Here is a 15,078-nt window from a genome sequence, read left to right as displayed (position 1 = left end):
GGGGCAGGTCAGGGAGCCGCGGGTGACGCGACGCCTTCCGCGTAGCAGAGGGCGTAGGCCGCGTCCGCCTTCTCGGTCAGGTCGCTGACCTTGGTCATCAGCTCGGTGACCTTCTTGCCGTCCTCGGCGGTGCTGACGGTGAGGTCCTGGGCCTCGGCGCTCGCGGCGTCGACCTGGGAGGACAGGTCGCGGTACTCCTCGCAGGCCTTCCCCTTGGCGGCCTCGCTGCCCTGATCGGCCTGGCTGCCCTGACCGGCCCGGCTGCTCGAGCTGGACGCGTCCTGCTCGGTGGAGCCGCCGGTGCAGCCCGTCATGAGAAGGCAGGCGGCGACCAGGGCGGGAACGAGGGCCGGGATCTGGGCCGTCTTCAGGACCGAGGACCGGGCTCGCGAGGAGGAACGCTGGGGGAGGGACACGTCGCGAGTATCCCGACACCCCCGGGCCCGGAGAAGCGCCTTGCCCAAGCCTTAACCGGCCCCTCCGCCAAGCTTGACGTCAGCCCGGCATTTTCCGGGCTTCCAGTGCCCGTTCCCGACGACCGTCGAGCCGGGAACGACCGTGACCGGCGCGTCCACGGTCGGCGCGAGACCAGCCGGCCGCCCCGAGGCCGGCGAAGGCCCCCGACCCGGACCACAGCGTCCCCGGCCCGGACCACAGCGTCCGTGACTGGACCACAGCGTCCGTGACCGGACCACAGCGTCCGTGACCTGACCACAGCGTCCGTGACCGGATGCCGGCATCCGCGCCCTCCGGTACCCGCGGTCAGCGGAGTCCGCACGGCCAGCGGAGTCCCGTGGTCAGCATGGCCCCCGTGGTCAGCATGGCCCCCACGGTCAGCGTGGTCCTCACGGTCAGCGTGGTCCCCACGGTCAGCTTGGTCCCCACGGTCAGCGCGAGACCAGACGGTCGCCGAAGATCGGATCGGGATTGGCCTGAGCCTGGTAGATCGCGACCGGCGTGGCCAGCCCGAGCCAGGCGGCCTGGGGAAGCAGCGCGGCGGCAGCGACCTTGTCGTGGCGGGCCAGCAGGGGCAGCGAGACAGCGGTGACAGCGGCGTCGGCGGCGGTCCAGGCGGCGGCGAGCACGGGACTGCGACGGCGGAAGTACGCGTACGAGAAGCTCACGTACACAGCGGCGTCGACGGCGGCCAGGGCCAGCAGACGCTTGCGGTCGCGACCCTGGACCGAGCGCGAGGCCCGCACGGTGGCGACGGACCAGCCCAGCTTCGCGATCGCCCACGCCGGCCCGAACGCGACCGGCGGTGGGGCGTAGGGGGCCTGGCGCAGGGAGCGGTAGTACTCCGGGTCGTCGGGCCGGCCTGCCGCCGTGCCCGCGAGCATCAGCCCGGCAGTCAGAGCTGCGGGTTTGAGGGCACTTCGCAGAATGGTGGACGCGTTGCTCACCCGCCCAGCTTCGGCGACAGCCAGCCCCCGCGCACCTCGGCAACCGCCCCGGTCGGGTTTCAGACCGCAGGCCTCACCTGTTCGTAGGCCTCGCCTGTTCGTAGGCCTCGCCTGTTCGTCGGGTCCACCGCTTCGTAGGCCTTACCCGTTCGTCGGGCCCACCGCTTCGCAGGCCTCACCCGTTCGTCGGGCCCACGAGGTCTGCCGGGTCTGCGGGGTCTCCCGGGTCTGCGGGGCGAGCCGGGCTCGCGAACAGCCCGGTGATCAGGAAGTCGAGCCCGAACCAGGCCGAGTGCTCGGGTTGCGCGCGTACCGGCCGGATCTCGACCTCGTCGAACTGCTGGAACAGCCAGCGCAGGTCGTCGGGCGAGAACGCGAGCCCGCCCGCGAGCGACTCGCGCCGGTACAGATCCGCATCGGCCTCGTCCGAGCCCATCCGCCCGGCCGCGAAGCAGGTCACCGCGAAGTGCCCACCGGGCGCCAGTACCCGCTCGAGCAGCGCCAGGTAGCTGACCCGCCGGTGCGGCGGCAGGTGGTGAAGGCAACCCGAGTCGTAGACCAGGTCGTACGGACCGGAGACCACCCCGTCCGCAAAAGCGTCACCCACCACGACGTTCACCGGCAGCCCCCGCTCGGCCGCCCGCTCCCGCGCCCACCCGGCCGCCTCTTCGGACAGGTCGACGGCATCGACGCTGAACCCCCGCGACGCCAGGTACAGCGCATTGCGCCCGGGCCCGGCCCCGAGATCCAGCGCCCGACCAGGACGCAGCGCGCTGCCCTCGACCCAGCCCGCCAGATTCTCGTCAGGCTTGTCCGCGAAAAACGGGACCCCGCGCTCGCGATCGGTGTAGAAACCGTCCCACCAGGAACCCCCGGTCGCCTCGCTCCAGCGGTCGGCCGACGGCGGGAACATGCCGTCGAGCAACCGCAGCGCATCCTCCACCGTGCGGACGCTGCGCCGCCCTGGCCCTCCACCCACCCCGTCACCCATTTGCCTATTCTAGCAAGCCTTTTGACCGTTACCGGACGCGGCCACAAGCCTCCCGGACGCCCCGCCTGCCCCAGCCCGACCGGCTGTGAGCGGCGCCCGTCGCTACTCGTTCCGCCTCGTCGATCCCCGGTGCTCGGAGGGCCTGGTCGATCGAAGTGCGGTGCTTTCGATTATCGATAATCGAAAGCACCGCGTCCGGTCTGGTGGGAGCGGGAGCTGCGCTTACGCCGGAACCGGCGGAGGACAGAGGGACATCGGGAGAGTGTGTTGGGGTCGCCGAACGGTGGCGCCGAACGGTGGCGCCGAACGGTGGCGCCGAACGGTGGCGCCGAACGGTGGCGCCGAACGGTGGCGCCGAGCGGGGGTGCCGAGCGGGGGTATCGGTGGGAAGAGGGCTGTTGGGGAGCGTTGGACGGGAGCGACGGGACGCCGAGTGGGAGCGGTGGGTGGGAGCGGTGAGTGGGAGCGACGGGCGGGAGCGACGGGGACGCCGGGTGGGAGCGACGGGTGGGACGCGGGGTTCGGTCGAACGTTGGGTGAGGACGTGGGCAGTGGGAGCGCCGGGCGGGAGTGCGGGCGGTAAGGATGCTGGGCGGTAAGGACGCCGGGCGGTAAGGACGCCGGGCGGGAACGCTGGATGGGAATGCTGGGTGGGAGTGCTGGGTGGGAGCGTCGGGTGGGAGCGCCGGGTATGGTGCGGGCAGGCTTTCGGCGAAGGGCTTGTGAAGGGGCCTTGCGGAGAGGGCTTCTCGGGTGGCCGGGATTTCTGGGGGAGACTGGCTCCTCTCGGGGCATGGATCGTTCTGGGGGCCTCAGGGCCGACCCGGAGAAGGCTGACCAGGAGGTTGCCGTGACCGCAGAGGTACCGGGCCAGGGCGACGAGGTCGGGGGGCCGGGGCTGGGCAAGCTGCCCACGCTGCTGATGAACGGGGAGCTGCTGTCCGACCAGGTGCATCGGCACCTGCGCCGGGCGATCGTGCGGGGGGAGATCGAGTCCGGCCAGCGGCTGGTGGAGTCCGACCTGGCGCGCCGGCTCGGGGTGAGTCAGGCGCCGGTGCGCGATGCGGTGAAACGTCTGGTGCACGAAGGGCTGGCCGTTTACCAGGCGCGGCGGGGAAGTTTCGTGGCCGAGGTGTCCGAGGGGGAGGCCGCGGCGGCGCGCAGCGTGCGGGCGGTGCTCGAGGCGGAGGCGGCGCGGCAGGCGATCCTGCAGTGGACGACGGTGGCTCAGTGGCGGCTGAACCGTGATGTCGAGGCGATGGACGCCGCCGCTGCGGCCGACGACGCCTTCGCCCTGCGGGAGGCCGATCTGGCGTTCCACCGGCACGTGGTCGAGGCGGCCGAGAATCCGTACCTGCTGCGGGCGTGGACGGTGCTGGAGTCGAGTTTCTACCTGCTCGGCGTGATCGGCGATCCGTTCCACGTCGGTGACCTGCGGCGCACGGCTCAGTGGCACCGGGACCTGCTCGACCTGCTGGAGAGCCGCGACATCGACCGGGCCGTGGCCGAGTTCGGGCGTCACGCGGCCTCGAGGCCGGGCGACCTCACGTAGAGCGGGAGCGGCGGCAGAAGGCACGGCGCGAGAGGTCGTGGGGTGAGGGGGCGCAGAGTGTGGGGCGGGCGCCCGAAGGTCCGCGCGCGGGGACCAGGTGGCCGGCGTCAGTGCACCATCCAGCTCAGGACCGGGGACGCCTGCAGCACCACCAGCAGGCACATCACCGGCAGCAGGATCACCGTGGCCTTGAGCACCGCGCGGAAGAGCTCGCCCTCGCGTCCGGCCAGGCCCACGGCGGCGGCCCCGATGGCCAGGTTCTGCGGGCTGACCATCTTGCCGAGGACACCACCGGATCCGTTCGAGGCCGCGAGCAGCACCGGATCCAGGCCGGTCTCGGCCGCCGCGCTCACCTGCAACGCCCCGAACAGTGAGTTCGACGAGGTGTCGGACCCGGTCACGGCCGTTCCGAACCAGCCCAGCAACGGCGACAGCAGCGCGAAGAAGCCGCCGGCTCCGGCCAGCCAGGAACCGAGCGTCCCGGTCATGCCCGACGTGTTCATGACGTAGGCGATCCCCAGCACCGCGACCACGGTCAGGATGGCCGTGCGCAACTGCACCAGCACCGCACCGTAGGCCCGTACCCATTCCGCGACGGGCAGTTTCAGCACCAGCCCGGTGAGCACCCCCGTCAGCAGCAGCACCGTGCCGCCGGTCGCCAGCCAGTCGAACTTGAAGGTGGTGAGGGCCAGTTCGCTGCCGTCCGGGCGGAGCACGTCCAGGCCCGGCCATCCGAAGAGCACCGTGGCCTCCGAGAGCCTGCTCTTCACCGCCGGGATCGCCACGAGGCTGAACAGCACGATCACGATGACGTAGGGCGCGAACGCCAGCAGCCGCTCGCGCGCACCGTCAGCCGGGTCGGGGCCCGCCCCGGCGCGGTCCACGGGGGAGGGGTCGATGGTGGACGCCCCGGCACCTCCCGTTCCCACACGACTTTCGTGGTGGTCGGGTGAGGGGAGAGGGGAAGGTGCCGCGTCGTCCGTGATCGGTGCCGGTGACCAGACGCGCAGGAGAACCAGCACCGCACCCGCCGACAGCAACGCGGCGCCGATGTCGCTGAGCTCGACCGGCCCGTAGTTGGACACCGCGAACTGGGCGACCGCGAACGCGACGCCGGAGGCGGCGGCGACCGGCCAGACCTCGCGGAGCCCCCGCCGTCCGTCGAGCAGGTACAGCAGCAGGAACGGCACGATCAGCGCCAGGAACGGCACCTGCCGGCCCGTCATCGCGCTCACGTCCCGCAACGGCAACCCCGACACCTGGGCCAGGGTGATCACCGGCGTCGCCACCGCCCCGTACGCGACCGGCGCGGTGTTCGCGACCAGCGCCGTCGTCGCCGCCTTGAGCGGGCTCAGGCCGATCGCGACCAGCATCACCGAGCAGATCGCGACCGGAGCCCCGAACCCGGCCAGGGCCTCGAGCAGGGCCCCGAAACAGAACGCGATGATGACGCCCTGGATGCGCCGGTCCGGGCTGATCCCCGAGAACGCGCGCTGCAGCACGTCGAAATGCCCTGAGCGCCGGGTGAGTTCGTACACCCAGATGGCGTTGACCACGATCCACATCACCGGGAACAGCCCGAACGCCGCTCCCTCGGTGGCGGCCAGCAGCGCCTGGCCCACCGGCATCGACCAGACCAGCAGGGCCACCAGCAGTGACAGCACCAGCCCGGTCAGCGCCGCCAGCCAGGCTCTGACCCGGAACACGCCGAGCATGACGAACAGCACGAGCAGGGGGACGGCCGCGAACAGGGCCGAGGCGGCCAGGCTGCCGGCCAGCGGGTCGAGTTCCTGTCGGTACACGATGCCTCCACGCACGACGGTGTGGTCCGGAGGTTCAGGTCCGTCCAGCGTGCGCGCCCGGGCCCGGGCCGGAAAGCGCTAGGTGTGGTCCAAGAGGCAAAGTTGTCACCGGGTGGTGCCGACGGAATCGGTCCGGAAACCCGTCCGGAAACCCGGTCCGCATAGCATCGGCGCATGACAGGGGATGAATCGATCGCGCCGTCGACCGCACGCCGTCTGCTCGCCGCCCTCGCCCGCTCCCAGCGCGAGGGGCGGCTGCCGAGCGCGGTCGCCGGGGTCACCCGGGGTGGGCGGCTGGTCTGGACCGGCGGACGCGGCGGTGCCGGTGGGAGCACGGGTGGCACCTCCGGCGGGCCCGGGGGAGCGGGCCCGGAACCCGGGCCGGACACGCAGTACCGGATCGGGTCGATCACCAAGACCATGACGGCCGTGGCCGTGCTGCGGCTACGTGACGAGGGACTGCTCCGGCTCGACGACCCGGTCGAGAACCATGTGCGCGGGCTGCCGTTCGGCGACCGCTCGATCGGGCAGCTGCTCGCCCACGAGTCCGGCCTGCGCGCCGAGCTGCCCGGCGACTGGTGGGAACGCGTTCCCGGCGTGGGCTGGGCCGAGTTCGCCCAGCGGCTGCGCGCCGACGACGTGCTCTACCCGGCCGGCCGCCGGTTCCACTACTCCAACGTGGGCTACGCCGTGCTCGGCGAGGTCGTGGCCCGGCTGCGCGGCCGGGCCTGGTTCGACGCCCTGCGCGACGAGGTGCTCGTGCCGCTGGGCATGCGCCGCACCACGTATTTCGCCGAGCCGGGCGCCGCCCGGGGCTGGGCCGTGCACCCGTGGGCCGACCTGGTGCTGCCCGAGCCCACCGAGGACTCCGGGGCGGGCGCCGCGGCCGGTCAGCTCTGGTCGACCGTCGCCGATCTCGGCCGGTTCGCCGGTCTGCTGCTCGGGTCCGCCTCGGCCGGAGGCATTCTCAGCCCGTCGTCCCGTGAGGAGATGGCCGAGGTCACCGGCGTCGACAGCGGGCGGTCGAGGCGCGGCTACGGGCTGGGCGTGTTCAGCTACGAGATGCCCGACGGCGCCGTGGTGATCGGTCACGGCGGCTCGATGCCCGGGTTCGTGGCCGGGCTCTTCGTCGAGCCGGCCCAGGACACCGGCGTGGTGGTGCTCGCGAACGCCACCAACGGCGGCAGCAACGACGTGGCCTTCGAGATGCTCCGGATCATGCGCGAGCACGAGCCTTTCGTGGGCCCGGCCTGGAAACCGCTGGAGAAGGTGGACGACGAGGCCCTCGCCCTGACCGGCACCTGGTACTGGGGGCCGAGCGGTCTGGGGCTGCGGCTGACCGCCGACGGCGAGCTGGTCGCGACCGGCCTGGGCAACCCGGTGCGCACCGGCCGGTTCCGGCGTGACGCCGACGGTGAGTGGATCGGCCGGGAGGGCTACTACGCGGGCGAGAAGCTGCGGGCGGTGCGCGACGCCCAGGGAACGGTGAGCTCCCTGGACATCGGCACGTTCGTGTTCACCCGCCGGCCCTACGACCCGTCCGGCCCGGTGCCCGGGGGTGTCGACCCGGAGGGCTGGCGTCCGCTGTACTAGGAACTCCGGCTCCCATGACCGGGCCTAGTACTCCAGTACGGCCCATCCGTGCGCCTCGATCTCGGCCTCCGGCCCCTCGGAACGGCTTGCCAGCAGCCGCTTCACGGGCCGGTCGCCGAGGTCGAAACCGTAGGGGGCGTCGGACACGTTGAGCAGCACGACCAGGCCGCCGTCACCGTCCGGGCGCCGGATCTCGTAGGCGAACGCCTCGTTGACCAGGTGGATCTTCTCGGCCGTGCCCCGGGTCAGCCAGGAGTGCCGCCGCCGCAGGCCGATCAGGTCCTGGTGCAGCCGGTACACCGGTGCGCCCAGATCGGCGAGCTCGCCGGGGGTGGAGGGGAACGCGGGCCGGATCTCGGCGTCCCCTCCGGCCCGGTCGTACTTCACGCCCCGGAACGCCTGCTCGTCGCCGGCGTACACGCTCGGGATCCCGGCCACCGTGAACAGCACGGTCAGCGCGTGCCCGAGGTGACGCGGGTCGTCGAGGCGGCTGGCGATGCGCGTGACGTCGTGATTGCCCACGAAGGTCTGCGGCACGAAACCCGCGGCGAACTCGTTGTGCCGCTCCAGGTTCCAGGCCAGCTCCCAGAAGTTGGCGTCGTTCAGGCTGCTCCACAACGACTTCCAGAGCTCGTACTGGGTCACCGAGTCGAGGTCGCCGGCCCGCGCGATCTCCGCGTAGTCGCCGTGGATCACCTCACCGAGGAACCAGGCATCCGGATGCGTGGTGCGGACCTCGCCGATCACCGCCCGCCAGAACTCCGCCGGCACCTGGTAGGCCGCGTCGAGGCGCCAGCCGTCGGCGCCGCGGTCGAGCCAGTACCGCATCACGTCGATGGTGTACTGCCGCACGGCCGGGTTCTCGTGGTTCAGCGCGACCAGGGCGCCGTGCCCCTCGAAGTCGCGGTAGGTGAACGTGCCGTCCTCGGCGAACGTCAGGTGGAACCAGTCCTTGTACTCCGACCGGTCTCCGTGAGCGAGAACGTCCTGGAAATGCGGGAACTCACGGCCGACGTGGTTGAACACCCCGTCCAGCAGCAGGCGCAGGCCGCGCCCGCGCGCCTGCTCGACCAGCGCGTCCCACATCGGCTCGTCGCCGAGCCGCGCATCGATGCGGAAATGGTCGACGGTGTCGTAGCCGTGCGTCGCGGCGGCGAACACGGGCCCGAGCAGCAGGCCGTTGGCCCCCAGCTCGATGACGTAGTCGAGCCAGGGGTGGAGCTTCTCGAGCCGCGGCACGACCTCGGTGGTGGCCTCGTCGGGAGCACCGGTGAAGGTGAGCGGGTGCAGCTGCCACCAGATGACATGTTCGGACCAGTCGGGCACCGCAAAGACCTCCGGGTGAAAAGCGAACGGCGCCGGGCCTTGTCGACCCGGCGCCGTTGCGTCAGTACATGGTTCAGACCTGCGCGCGGGTCCGGATCGCCTCGGTGATCCGCTCGATCGCCTGCTCGATCGGCACCCCGTTGTCCTGCGAGCCGTCGCGGAACCGGAACGACACCGCGCCCTTGGCCACGTCGTCGTCACCCACGATCAGCATGAAGGGGACCTTCTGCTTGGTGTGGGTGCGGATCTTCTTGGGCATGCGGTCGTCGGAGTCGTCGACCTCGACGCGCACCCCGGCCTCGGCCAGACGCCCGGCCACGTCCCGGAGGTAGGGCACGTGGTCGTCGGTCACCGGGATGCCGACGGCCTGGACCGGGGCGAGCCACGGAGGGAACGCGCCCGCGTAGTGCTCGACCAGCACACCGAAGAACCGCTCCAGCGAACCGAACTTGGCCGAGTGGATCATCACCGGCTGCTGCCGGGTGCCGTCGGCCGCCGCGAACTCCAGGCCGAAGCGCGAGGGCATGTTGAAGTCGTACTGGATGGTCGACATCTGCCAGGTACGGCCGATGGCGTCCTTCGCCTGCACCGAGATCTTCGGGCCGTAGAACGCGGCGCCACCGGGGTCGGGCACCAGCTCGGCGCCGGACTCCTCGGCCACCTGGCGCAGCACCTCGGTGGCCTTCTCCCACTCCTCGTCCGACCCGATGAACTTGTCCTTCTTGTCCGGGGCGTCGGAGCGGGTGGAGAGCTCGAGGTAGTAGTCGTTCAGGCCGAAGTCGCTCAGCAGCCCGGTGACGAACTTCAGCAGGTGCCGGATCTCACCGGGGGCCTGTTCCGGGGTGACGTAGCTGTGCGAGTCGTCTTGCGTCAGCCCCCGCACGCGGGTGAGACCGTGCACCACGCCGGACTTCTCGTAGCGGTAGACGGAGCCGAACTCGAACAGGCGCAGCGGCAGCTCGCGGTACGAACGCCCACGCGACCTGAAGATCAGGTTGTGCATCGGGCAGTTCATGGCCTTGAGGTAGTACTGGCTGTTCTCGAGGTCCATCGGCGGGAACATGGTGTCCGCGTAGTGCGGCAGGTGCCCCGAGGTCTCGAACAGCTGGCCCTTGCTGATGTGCGGGGTTCCGACGTACGAGAAGCCCTCCTCGATGTGCCGGGCCCGGACGTAGTCCTCCATCACCCGCTTGATCACGCCGCCCTTGGGGTGGAAGACCACCAGGCCGGAACCGATCTCGTCGGGGAAACTGAACAGGTCGAGCTCGGTGCCGAGCTTGCGGTGGTCGCGGCGCTCGGCCTCGGCCAGGCGCTCGAGGTAGGCCTTCAGCTCGTCCTTCGTGGCCCAGGCGGTGCCGTAGATGCGCTGCAGCTGCGGGTTCTTCTCGCTGCCGCGCCAGTAGGCGGCGGCGCTGCGCATCAGCTGGAAACCGTTGCCGATCAGCTTGGTGCTGGGCACGTGCGGGCCCCGGCACAGGTCCTTCCAGGCCACCTCGCCCTTGCGGTTGAGGTTGTCGTAGATGGTGAGCTCGCCCGCGCCGACCTCGACGTCGGCGCCCTCGGCGTCACCGGCACCGCCCTTGAGGCCGATCAGCTCGAGCTTGTACGGCTCGTTCGCCAGCTCGGCCCGGGCCTCCTCGTCGGTGACCACGCGGCGCTGGAAGGTCTGGCCCTCCTTGATGATGCGCTGCATGGCCTTGTCGAGGGCCTTCAGGTCTTCCGGGGTGAACGGGGTCTCGACGTCGAAGTCGTAGTAGAACCCGTCGCGGATCGGCGGGCCGATGCCGAGCTTGGCGTCCTTGAAGGTGGCCTGCACGGCCTGCGCGAGCACGTGGGCGGTGGAGTGCCGCAGCACCGCCAGGCCCTCGGGGTCTTCCGCGGTGACCGGCTCGACCTGGTCGCCCTCGGCCAGCGCGTGGGTGAGGTCGCGCAGCTCGCCGTTGACGCGGGCCACGATCACGGCGCGGTCGTCGGAGAACAGGTCCGCGGCCGTGGTCCCCGCGGGGACTTCCCGCGGCGAACCGGATACGGACACGGTGACCTGGGCTGACACAGTGACTCCTCGTTAGGTGGTGGGCACCCGGACGGGCGCATCCTGGATGCTACCGAGCGCGCCGCCCGTGGCGCGCCAGGGCTCAGGCTCGCGTCGGTGTGTGCCGATAGCGACCGGGTGGCTGGGCATGTGGTGGGGGATGACATCGGTGACGTCTCGTACGGCGCGTACACGGACGTGGACCGGCAGGAGCAGGCCCGGATCGAGGCCGTGCACGCCCTGGGACTGATCGAGCGCCCGGTGGCCGAGGGCATCGACCGGCTGGTCGAGCTGGCGGCGGAGCTGTGCCGTACCGAGAACGCCACGATCAACATCGTGGACGAGGAGTGGCTGCACTCGATCGCGGCGGTGGGCGGGCCGAAGGGCAGCTTCCCGCGCGAGGACATCCCCTGTGACCTGGTGGTGCGCAGCGGCCAGGAGCTCGTGGTGGAGAACGCCACGACGGTGCCGATCCTGGCGAACAGCCCGGTGGTCGACGGCACGATCGCGCGGATGGGCTTCTACGCCTCCGTGCCCCTGCGCACGCTGACCGGGCACGTGGTGGGCACGCTGTGCGCCTACGACGAGCAGGAACGCACGTTCACCGCCGAGCAGCTGAAGATGCTGCGGATCCTCGCCGACCACGCGATCGGCATCTTCCAGATGGCCGACGCCCTGGAACGCGCCCGGCACGCCACCGAGCAGCTGGCCCGGCGTTCGCGTCAGGCCCAGGAGAGCCAGCAGGGCCGGCGGTCCGCGGAGGAGCTGCTGGGCGCGGTGTTCCGGCACGCCGCCGACGGGATCGTAGTGGTCGCGGTCTCCGGCACCGAGACGGGCCGGATCGTGCACGCGAACCCGGCCGCGCAGACCCTCACCGGTCGTTCCGGTCTGGTCGGTCTCACGCTTGAGGACGTGGTGGCCGGGCAGGTGCCCGTCGCCCTCGGGGCGGGGGTCGCCGACGACGGCACCGCGGCCCGGCGCGCCCTGCTCGAGGACCTCGACCGCCTGGTGACGCAGCCGGCCGGCACCTTCCCGAACGACACCGTCCAGCACCGGACCCGGATGAGCATCGGCACCGGGCACCTGCTGGTGAACCTGGTGATCACCCTGACCCGCGACGCCGAGGGCAGCCCCGAGCACGCCCTCGTGCAGATGCGCGACGTGACCGCGCAGCAGGTGCACGAGCAGTGGCTGGAACGGCAGGCCCGCACCGATCCGCTGACCGGGCTGGGCAACCGCACGGCGCTGCGCGAGCGGCTGCGGGCCGCGATCGGGAGCCTGCCGGTGACCACCGGCGACACCGGTCTCGGCGTGGTGATGATCGACCTGGACGAGCTGCGCGCCGTGAACGACGCCCGCGGCCAGGGGGCCGGGGACGACCTGATCCGCCGCACCGCGCGGGCGCTGGCCGACGTGGTCCCGGACGGCTCCTTCACCGCCCGGCTCGGCGGCGACGAGTTCGTGGTGCTGACCGGGGAGGCCACCGAGGAGTCGGTGCGCGAGGAGTCCGGCCGGGTGCAGCGGGCGCTGGCCGAGGTGGCCAACCGGTTCGGCGCGGACACCGGTCTCACCGTGACGACGGCCCTCGGCGTGATGTTCACGCAGGACCCGGCGATCGACCCGGACGAGCTGCTGCGGGCGACGGCCGCGACGCTGGCCGAGAACAAGCGGCGGCGGGGCAGCGCGGCGGCGACCGCGCGGATCCCGGGGCAGCGCGTCCCGGCCGAACCGCCGGCTCTCTACGCGGTGCCGTCGCTCGCGGGCTCGCAGCCCCTGGCCTACCCGGCGCCCACCCCGGCCCCGCGGCACGCGCCGCAGCCGGGAGACGTGGCCCACCCGGCGCAGAGCCGGCGTCATTGACCGGCGTCATTGACCGGCGCCATTGACCGGCGCCATTGAAACGTCAGCAGGCGTCACCGGGACGCGGTTCAGGGGTGCACCACTTGCACCCGCAAATGGCAGCGTCGCTGCATCGGCCTTGACCCATTTGCCCGATTGACCGCCTCATGGTGACGGAGGGATCACCGACGGTCAGGAGGGTGAAGTGCTCGGGGTTGAGGACGACGTACGCACGCCCGGTGTCCAGCTTCTCGACGGCCGCAGCATCCAGGTCGGCGATTTCCGGGTGCAGCGCTGTGATTTCGTGTTCCAGCTGGGTTCGCGCGTGGGCCTGGAGCAGCTCATGGTCTCGGCGCCGGCCCGGTGGGCGGTCGGGGCGCTGGCCGAGCGGCCCGACGACGAGTCGCGGCGTGAGCGGGCCGTCGCGGCGCTGAACGCGACCGGTCAGCCGGCCGGGGACTCCACGCGGTTCGACCTGCTGGTGGTCCGGATCGACGGCGGCACCATCCTCGGCGGGCTGCTCGTGCTGTTCGGGACCGGCCCGGCCGCCTACGTGCTCACTCCTGACACCAGCCTGGCCGACCTGCTCGCGGACGACCGCGGGCGCCTGGCCGGGATCTTCGCCGACGGCGTCGGCCCGGACGTGCCGGGTCTGCTCGACGAGGGCGGCCGGGGCGACTGGGAGGAGCGGGTGCGCGAGGTCGTCGACGAGTTCGAGCCCTGGCTGGCCATGCCCCGCGGTGCGCACGCCGCGGCGCCCGGGCACGCGATCGTGCGGGCGGTGCGGGGCGTGGGGACGCCCGGGGAGACGGTGGCCCGCCGGGTGCGCCGGCCCGGGGTCGGGGTGCGTGCCGGTCAGGCGCTGCGCCGGCTGGGCACCGCGGCCCGGGAGCGTCAGGCCGGGCGAGGTGGGCGGACGGGAGAGATCGGGCTGCCGTGACGCTCGGTGCCGCCGGGATGGGGGCGATGCCCTCGCGGTGACCGTTCGGCGCACACTCGCCCCGGCGCGCTTGTGTCGGCGGTCACTCCCCGCCTCAATGAGGGCATCCAACGGCGGAACGGGAGGAGCCGATGATGGGTGCGGATGTGGTCGTCGCCCGGCTGCGGGGCTGGGGCCCGGGGCAGCAGGACCAGCGGCTCGACGAGCTGCACGACCTGGTGGCCCGCAAGCTCGCCGGTCAGCAGTACATGGCCGACTTCGACGAGGAGTGCCGCACACCGAGAGGGCCCTCCGGGTGGACGCGGGACCGGGTGCAGCACGCCGTGGCCACGGCGATCGCCCGGGACGCCGTCTTCGCCGCGCGGGTGCGTCAGCTGCTCTGACGTCCGCGGTTCCGGCCCGTCCGGCAGGCCTTTCCGAGATTCGGCTCTGACCAGGGGTTTCGGGGGAGGCCGGGCCGGACGGGTGGGATTTCCCCTGACCTGTTCGGCCCAACTCGCGTCCAGGTACTTGACCTGCGTCACACCTCCGCCGACCCTGCCTGAACAGGTTCAGCCTTAATGAGGAGGCAGATGTGCAGGGTGCGAATGTTGTCGTCGACCGGCTGCGGTCCTGGGGTTCGACCCCCGACGGCCACCTGAACGAGTTGCACGACCTGGTCGCCGGCAAGCTCTCCGGCACCCGGTACATGGCGGAGTTCGACGCCGAGTGCCGCACGCCCCAGGGGCCCTCCGGGTGGACGCGCGACCGCGTCCAGCACGCCGTGGCCACCGCGATCGCCCACGACCCGGCCTTCGCCGAGCGCGTGCACCAGCTGCTCTAGGTCTGAGGGGGCGGGTCCGGGCACCGGACGGTGACCGGACCCGCACCGGCGGCCGACCGCCCGGGCGACCACGACGTCCACCATTCGGCGCCCCCTGAAACATCCGGGCGCCGCCACTAGACTCCCGCAGGTGACAGACGGGTACGAGACGGCCGACGCGCTCGGCGGCGAGCCGGACGGGTTCGAGCGGCTCTGGACGCCGCACCGCATGGTCTACATCAGCGGTGAGGAGAAGCCGAAGACCTCGGCGCCCGGCGAGGACTGCCCGTTCTGCCGTGCGCCGCAGGCGAGCGACGAGGAGAGTCTCGTCGTCGCCCGGGGTGAGCAGGCCTTCGTGGTGCTCAACCTGTTCCCTTATAACCCGGGGCACGTGCTGGTCTGCCCCTACCGTCACGTCGCGGACTACACCGACCTGACGCCGGAGGAGACCGTCGAGGTCGCCACCCTGACCCAGCGCGCGATGACCGTGATCCGCGCGGTCTCGGCGCCGCACGGGTTCAACCTGGGCATGAACCAGGGGGCCGTGGCCGGCGCCGGTATCGCCGCCCACCTGCACCAGCACGTCGTGCCGCGGTGGGGCGGCGACGCGAACTTCCTGCCGGTGGTGGCCCGCACCAAGGCGCTGCCCGAGCTGCTCGCCGACACCCGCAAGAAGCTGGCGGACGCCTGGGCCACCGCTGGGTGAACACCCGCCTACCCTCCGATGAGCCCTTGTGCCATCGGGAGGGCCGCTGGTTGCAGGGTGGTCACGACGGCGCCGGAGCACCCCCTGAGCGT

The 15,078-nt window shown here is 71.9% G+C and carries 13 protein-coding genes; 7 read left to right on the top strand and 6 right to left on the bottom strand.

Annotation, left to right across the window (positions count from 1 at the left end; genetic code table 11):
• Positions 1 to 8: 8 nt before the first annotated feature.
• From J2S57_RS00555 to J2S57_RS00545, 3 genes are all read right to left on the bottom strand, one after another.
• A complete protein-coding gene (locus J2S57_RS00555) occupies positions 9 to 416 on the bottom strand; it encodes a hypothetical protein (protein WP_307236774.1) in 408 nt (135 codons plus the stop codon).
• Positions 417 to 887: 471 nt separating this feature from the next.
• A complete protein-coding gene (locus tag J2S57_RS00550; RefSeq protein ID WP_307236771.1) occupies positions 888 to 1,403 on the bottom strand; it encodes a tryptophan-rich sensory protein in 516 nt (171 codons plus the stop codon).
• Between the two features lie 175 nt (positions 1,404 to 1,578).
• Positions 1,579 to 2,394 (bottom strand): class I SAM-dependent methyltransferase, encoded by an 816-nt coding sequence (locus J2S57_RS00545; RefSeq protein WP_307236768.1) that lies wholly within the window; start codon positions 2,392 to 2,394, stop codon positions 1,579 to 1,581.
• 850 nt (positions 2,395 to 3,244) lie between these two features.
• Between J2S57_RS00545 and J2S57_RS00540 the strand changes: the two genes are divergently transcribed.
• Positions 3,245 to 3,946, top strand: a complete 702-nt coding sequence (locus J2S57_RS00540; protein ID WP_307236763.1) for a GntR family transcriptional regulator — start codon at positions 3,245 to 3,247, stop codon at positions 3,944 to 3,946.
• A 107-nt stretch (positions 3,947 to 4,053) separates the two neighbouring features.
• Here the strand turns inward: J2S57_RS00540 and J2S57_RS00535 are convergent, their stop codons facing one another.
• Positions 4,054 to 5,748, bottom strand: a complete 1,695-nt coding sequence (locus J2S57_RS00535) for an L-lactate permease (RefSeq protein ID WP_307236760.1) — start codon at positions 5,746 to 5,748, stop codon at positions 4,054 to 4,056.
• Positions 5,749 to 5,922: 174 nt separating this feature from the next.
• Here J2S57_RS00535 and J2S57_RS00530 point away from each other — a divergent pair, with 174 nt between their 5' ends.
• Positions 5,923 to 7,341, top strand: a complete 1,419-nt coding sequence (locus tag J2S57_RS00530) for a serine hydrolase domain-containing protein (RefSeq protein ID WP_307236757.1) — start codon at positions 5,923 to 5,925, stop codon at positions 7,339 to 7,341.
• A gap of 24 nt (positions 7,342 to 7,365) precedes the next feature.
• Here J2S57_RS00530 and J2S57_RS00525 read toward each other — a convergent pair whose 3' ends face one another.
• Together J2S57_RS00525 and thrS are read right to left on the bottom strand one after the other, a co-directional pair.
• Positions 7,366 to 8,667 (bottom strand): alpha-amylase family protein, encoded by a 1,302-nt coding sequence (locus tag J2S57_RS00525; protein ID WP_307236752.1) that lies wholly within the window; start codon positions 8,665 to 8,667, stop codon positions 7,366 to 7,368.
• Positions 8,668 to 8,740: 73 nt separating this feature from the next.
• Complete coding sequence (gene thrS, locus J2S57_RS00520) at positions 8,741 to 10,720, bottom strand: threonine--tRNA ligase (protein WP_307236749.1); 1,980 nt, start codon at positions 10,718 to 10,720, stop codon at positions 8,741 to 8,743.
• A 117-nt stretch (positions 10,721 to 10,837) separates the two neighbouring features.
• On the opposite strand from thrS, the gene J2S57_RS00515 reads away from it, so the two are divergent.
• The 5 genes from J2S57_RS00515 to J2S57_RS00495 all read left to right on the top strand — a co-directional run bounded on the left by J2S57_RS00515 (position 10,838) and on the right by J2S57_RS00495 (position 14,986).
• The gene (locus tag J2S57_RS00515; protein WP_307236746.1) at positions 10,838 to 12,559 is read left to right on the top strand and encodes a sensor domain-containing diguanylate cyclase; all 1,722 of its coding nucleotides are present in this window, start codon (positions 10,838 to 10,840) and stop codon (positions 12,557 to 12,559) included.
• Positions 12,560 to 12,743: 184 nt separating this feature from the next.
• Positions 12,744 to 13,478, top strand: a complete 735-nt coding sequence (locus J2S57_RS00510; RefSeq protein WP_307236742.1) for a hypothetical protein — start codon at positions 12,744 to 12,746, stop codon at positions 13,476 to 13,478.
• 134 nt (positions 13,479 to 13,612) lie between these two features.
• On the top strand, positions 13,613 to 13,861 hold the full coding sequence (locus tag J2S57_RS00505) for a hypothetical protein (protein ID WP_307236739.1): 249 nt from the start codon (positions 13,613 to 13,615) through the stop codon (positions 13,859 to 13,861).
• A 191-nt stretch (positions 13,862 to 14,052) separates the two neighbouring features.
• The gene (locus J2S57_RS00500) at positions 14,053 to 14,301 is read left to right on the top strand and encodes a hypothetical protein (protein ID WP_307236736.1); all 249 of its coding nucleotides are present in this window, start codon (positions 14,053 to 14,055) and stop codon (positions 14,299 to 14,301) included.
• 130 nt (positions 14,302 to 14,431) lie between these two features.
• Positions 14,432 to 14,986: an HIT family protein gene (locus tag J2S57_RS00495; protein WP_307236733.1), complete on the top strand. Its 555-nt coding sequence runs from the start codon at positions 14,432 to 14,434 to the stop codon at positions 14,984 to 14,986.
• Positions 14,987 to 15,078 lie beyond the last annotated feature (92 nt).

This window comes from Kineosporia succinea, from assembly GCF_030811555.1.
GTDB lineage: Bacteria > Actinomycetota > Actinomycetes > Actinomycetales > Kineosporiaceae > Kineosporia > Kineosporia succinea.
This window is presented reverse-complemented; position numbering and strand designations above follow the sequence as displayed.

What these genes read in the sequence shown, in the direction of transcription:
- J2S57_RS00545 (WP_307236768.1), bottom strand. Translation starts at nt 2,394, where the DNA reads ATGGGTGACGGGGTGGGTGGAGGGCCAGGGCGGCGCAGCGTCCGCACG.
- J2S57_RS00530 (WP_307236757.1), top strand. Translation starts at nt 5,923, where the DNA reads ATGACAGGGGATGAATCGATCGCGCCGTCGACCGCACGCCGTCTGCTC.
- J2S57_RS00505 (WP_307236739.1), top strand. Translation starts at nt 13,613, where the DNA reads ATGGGTGCGGATGTGGTCGTCGCCCGGCTGCGGGGCTGGGGCCCGGGG.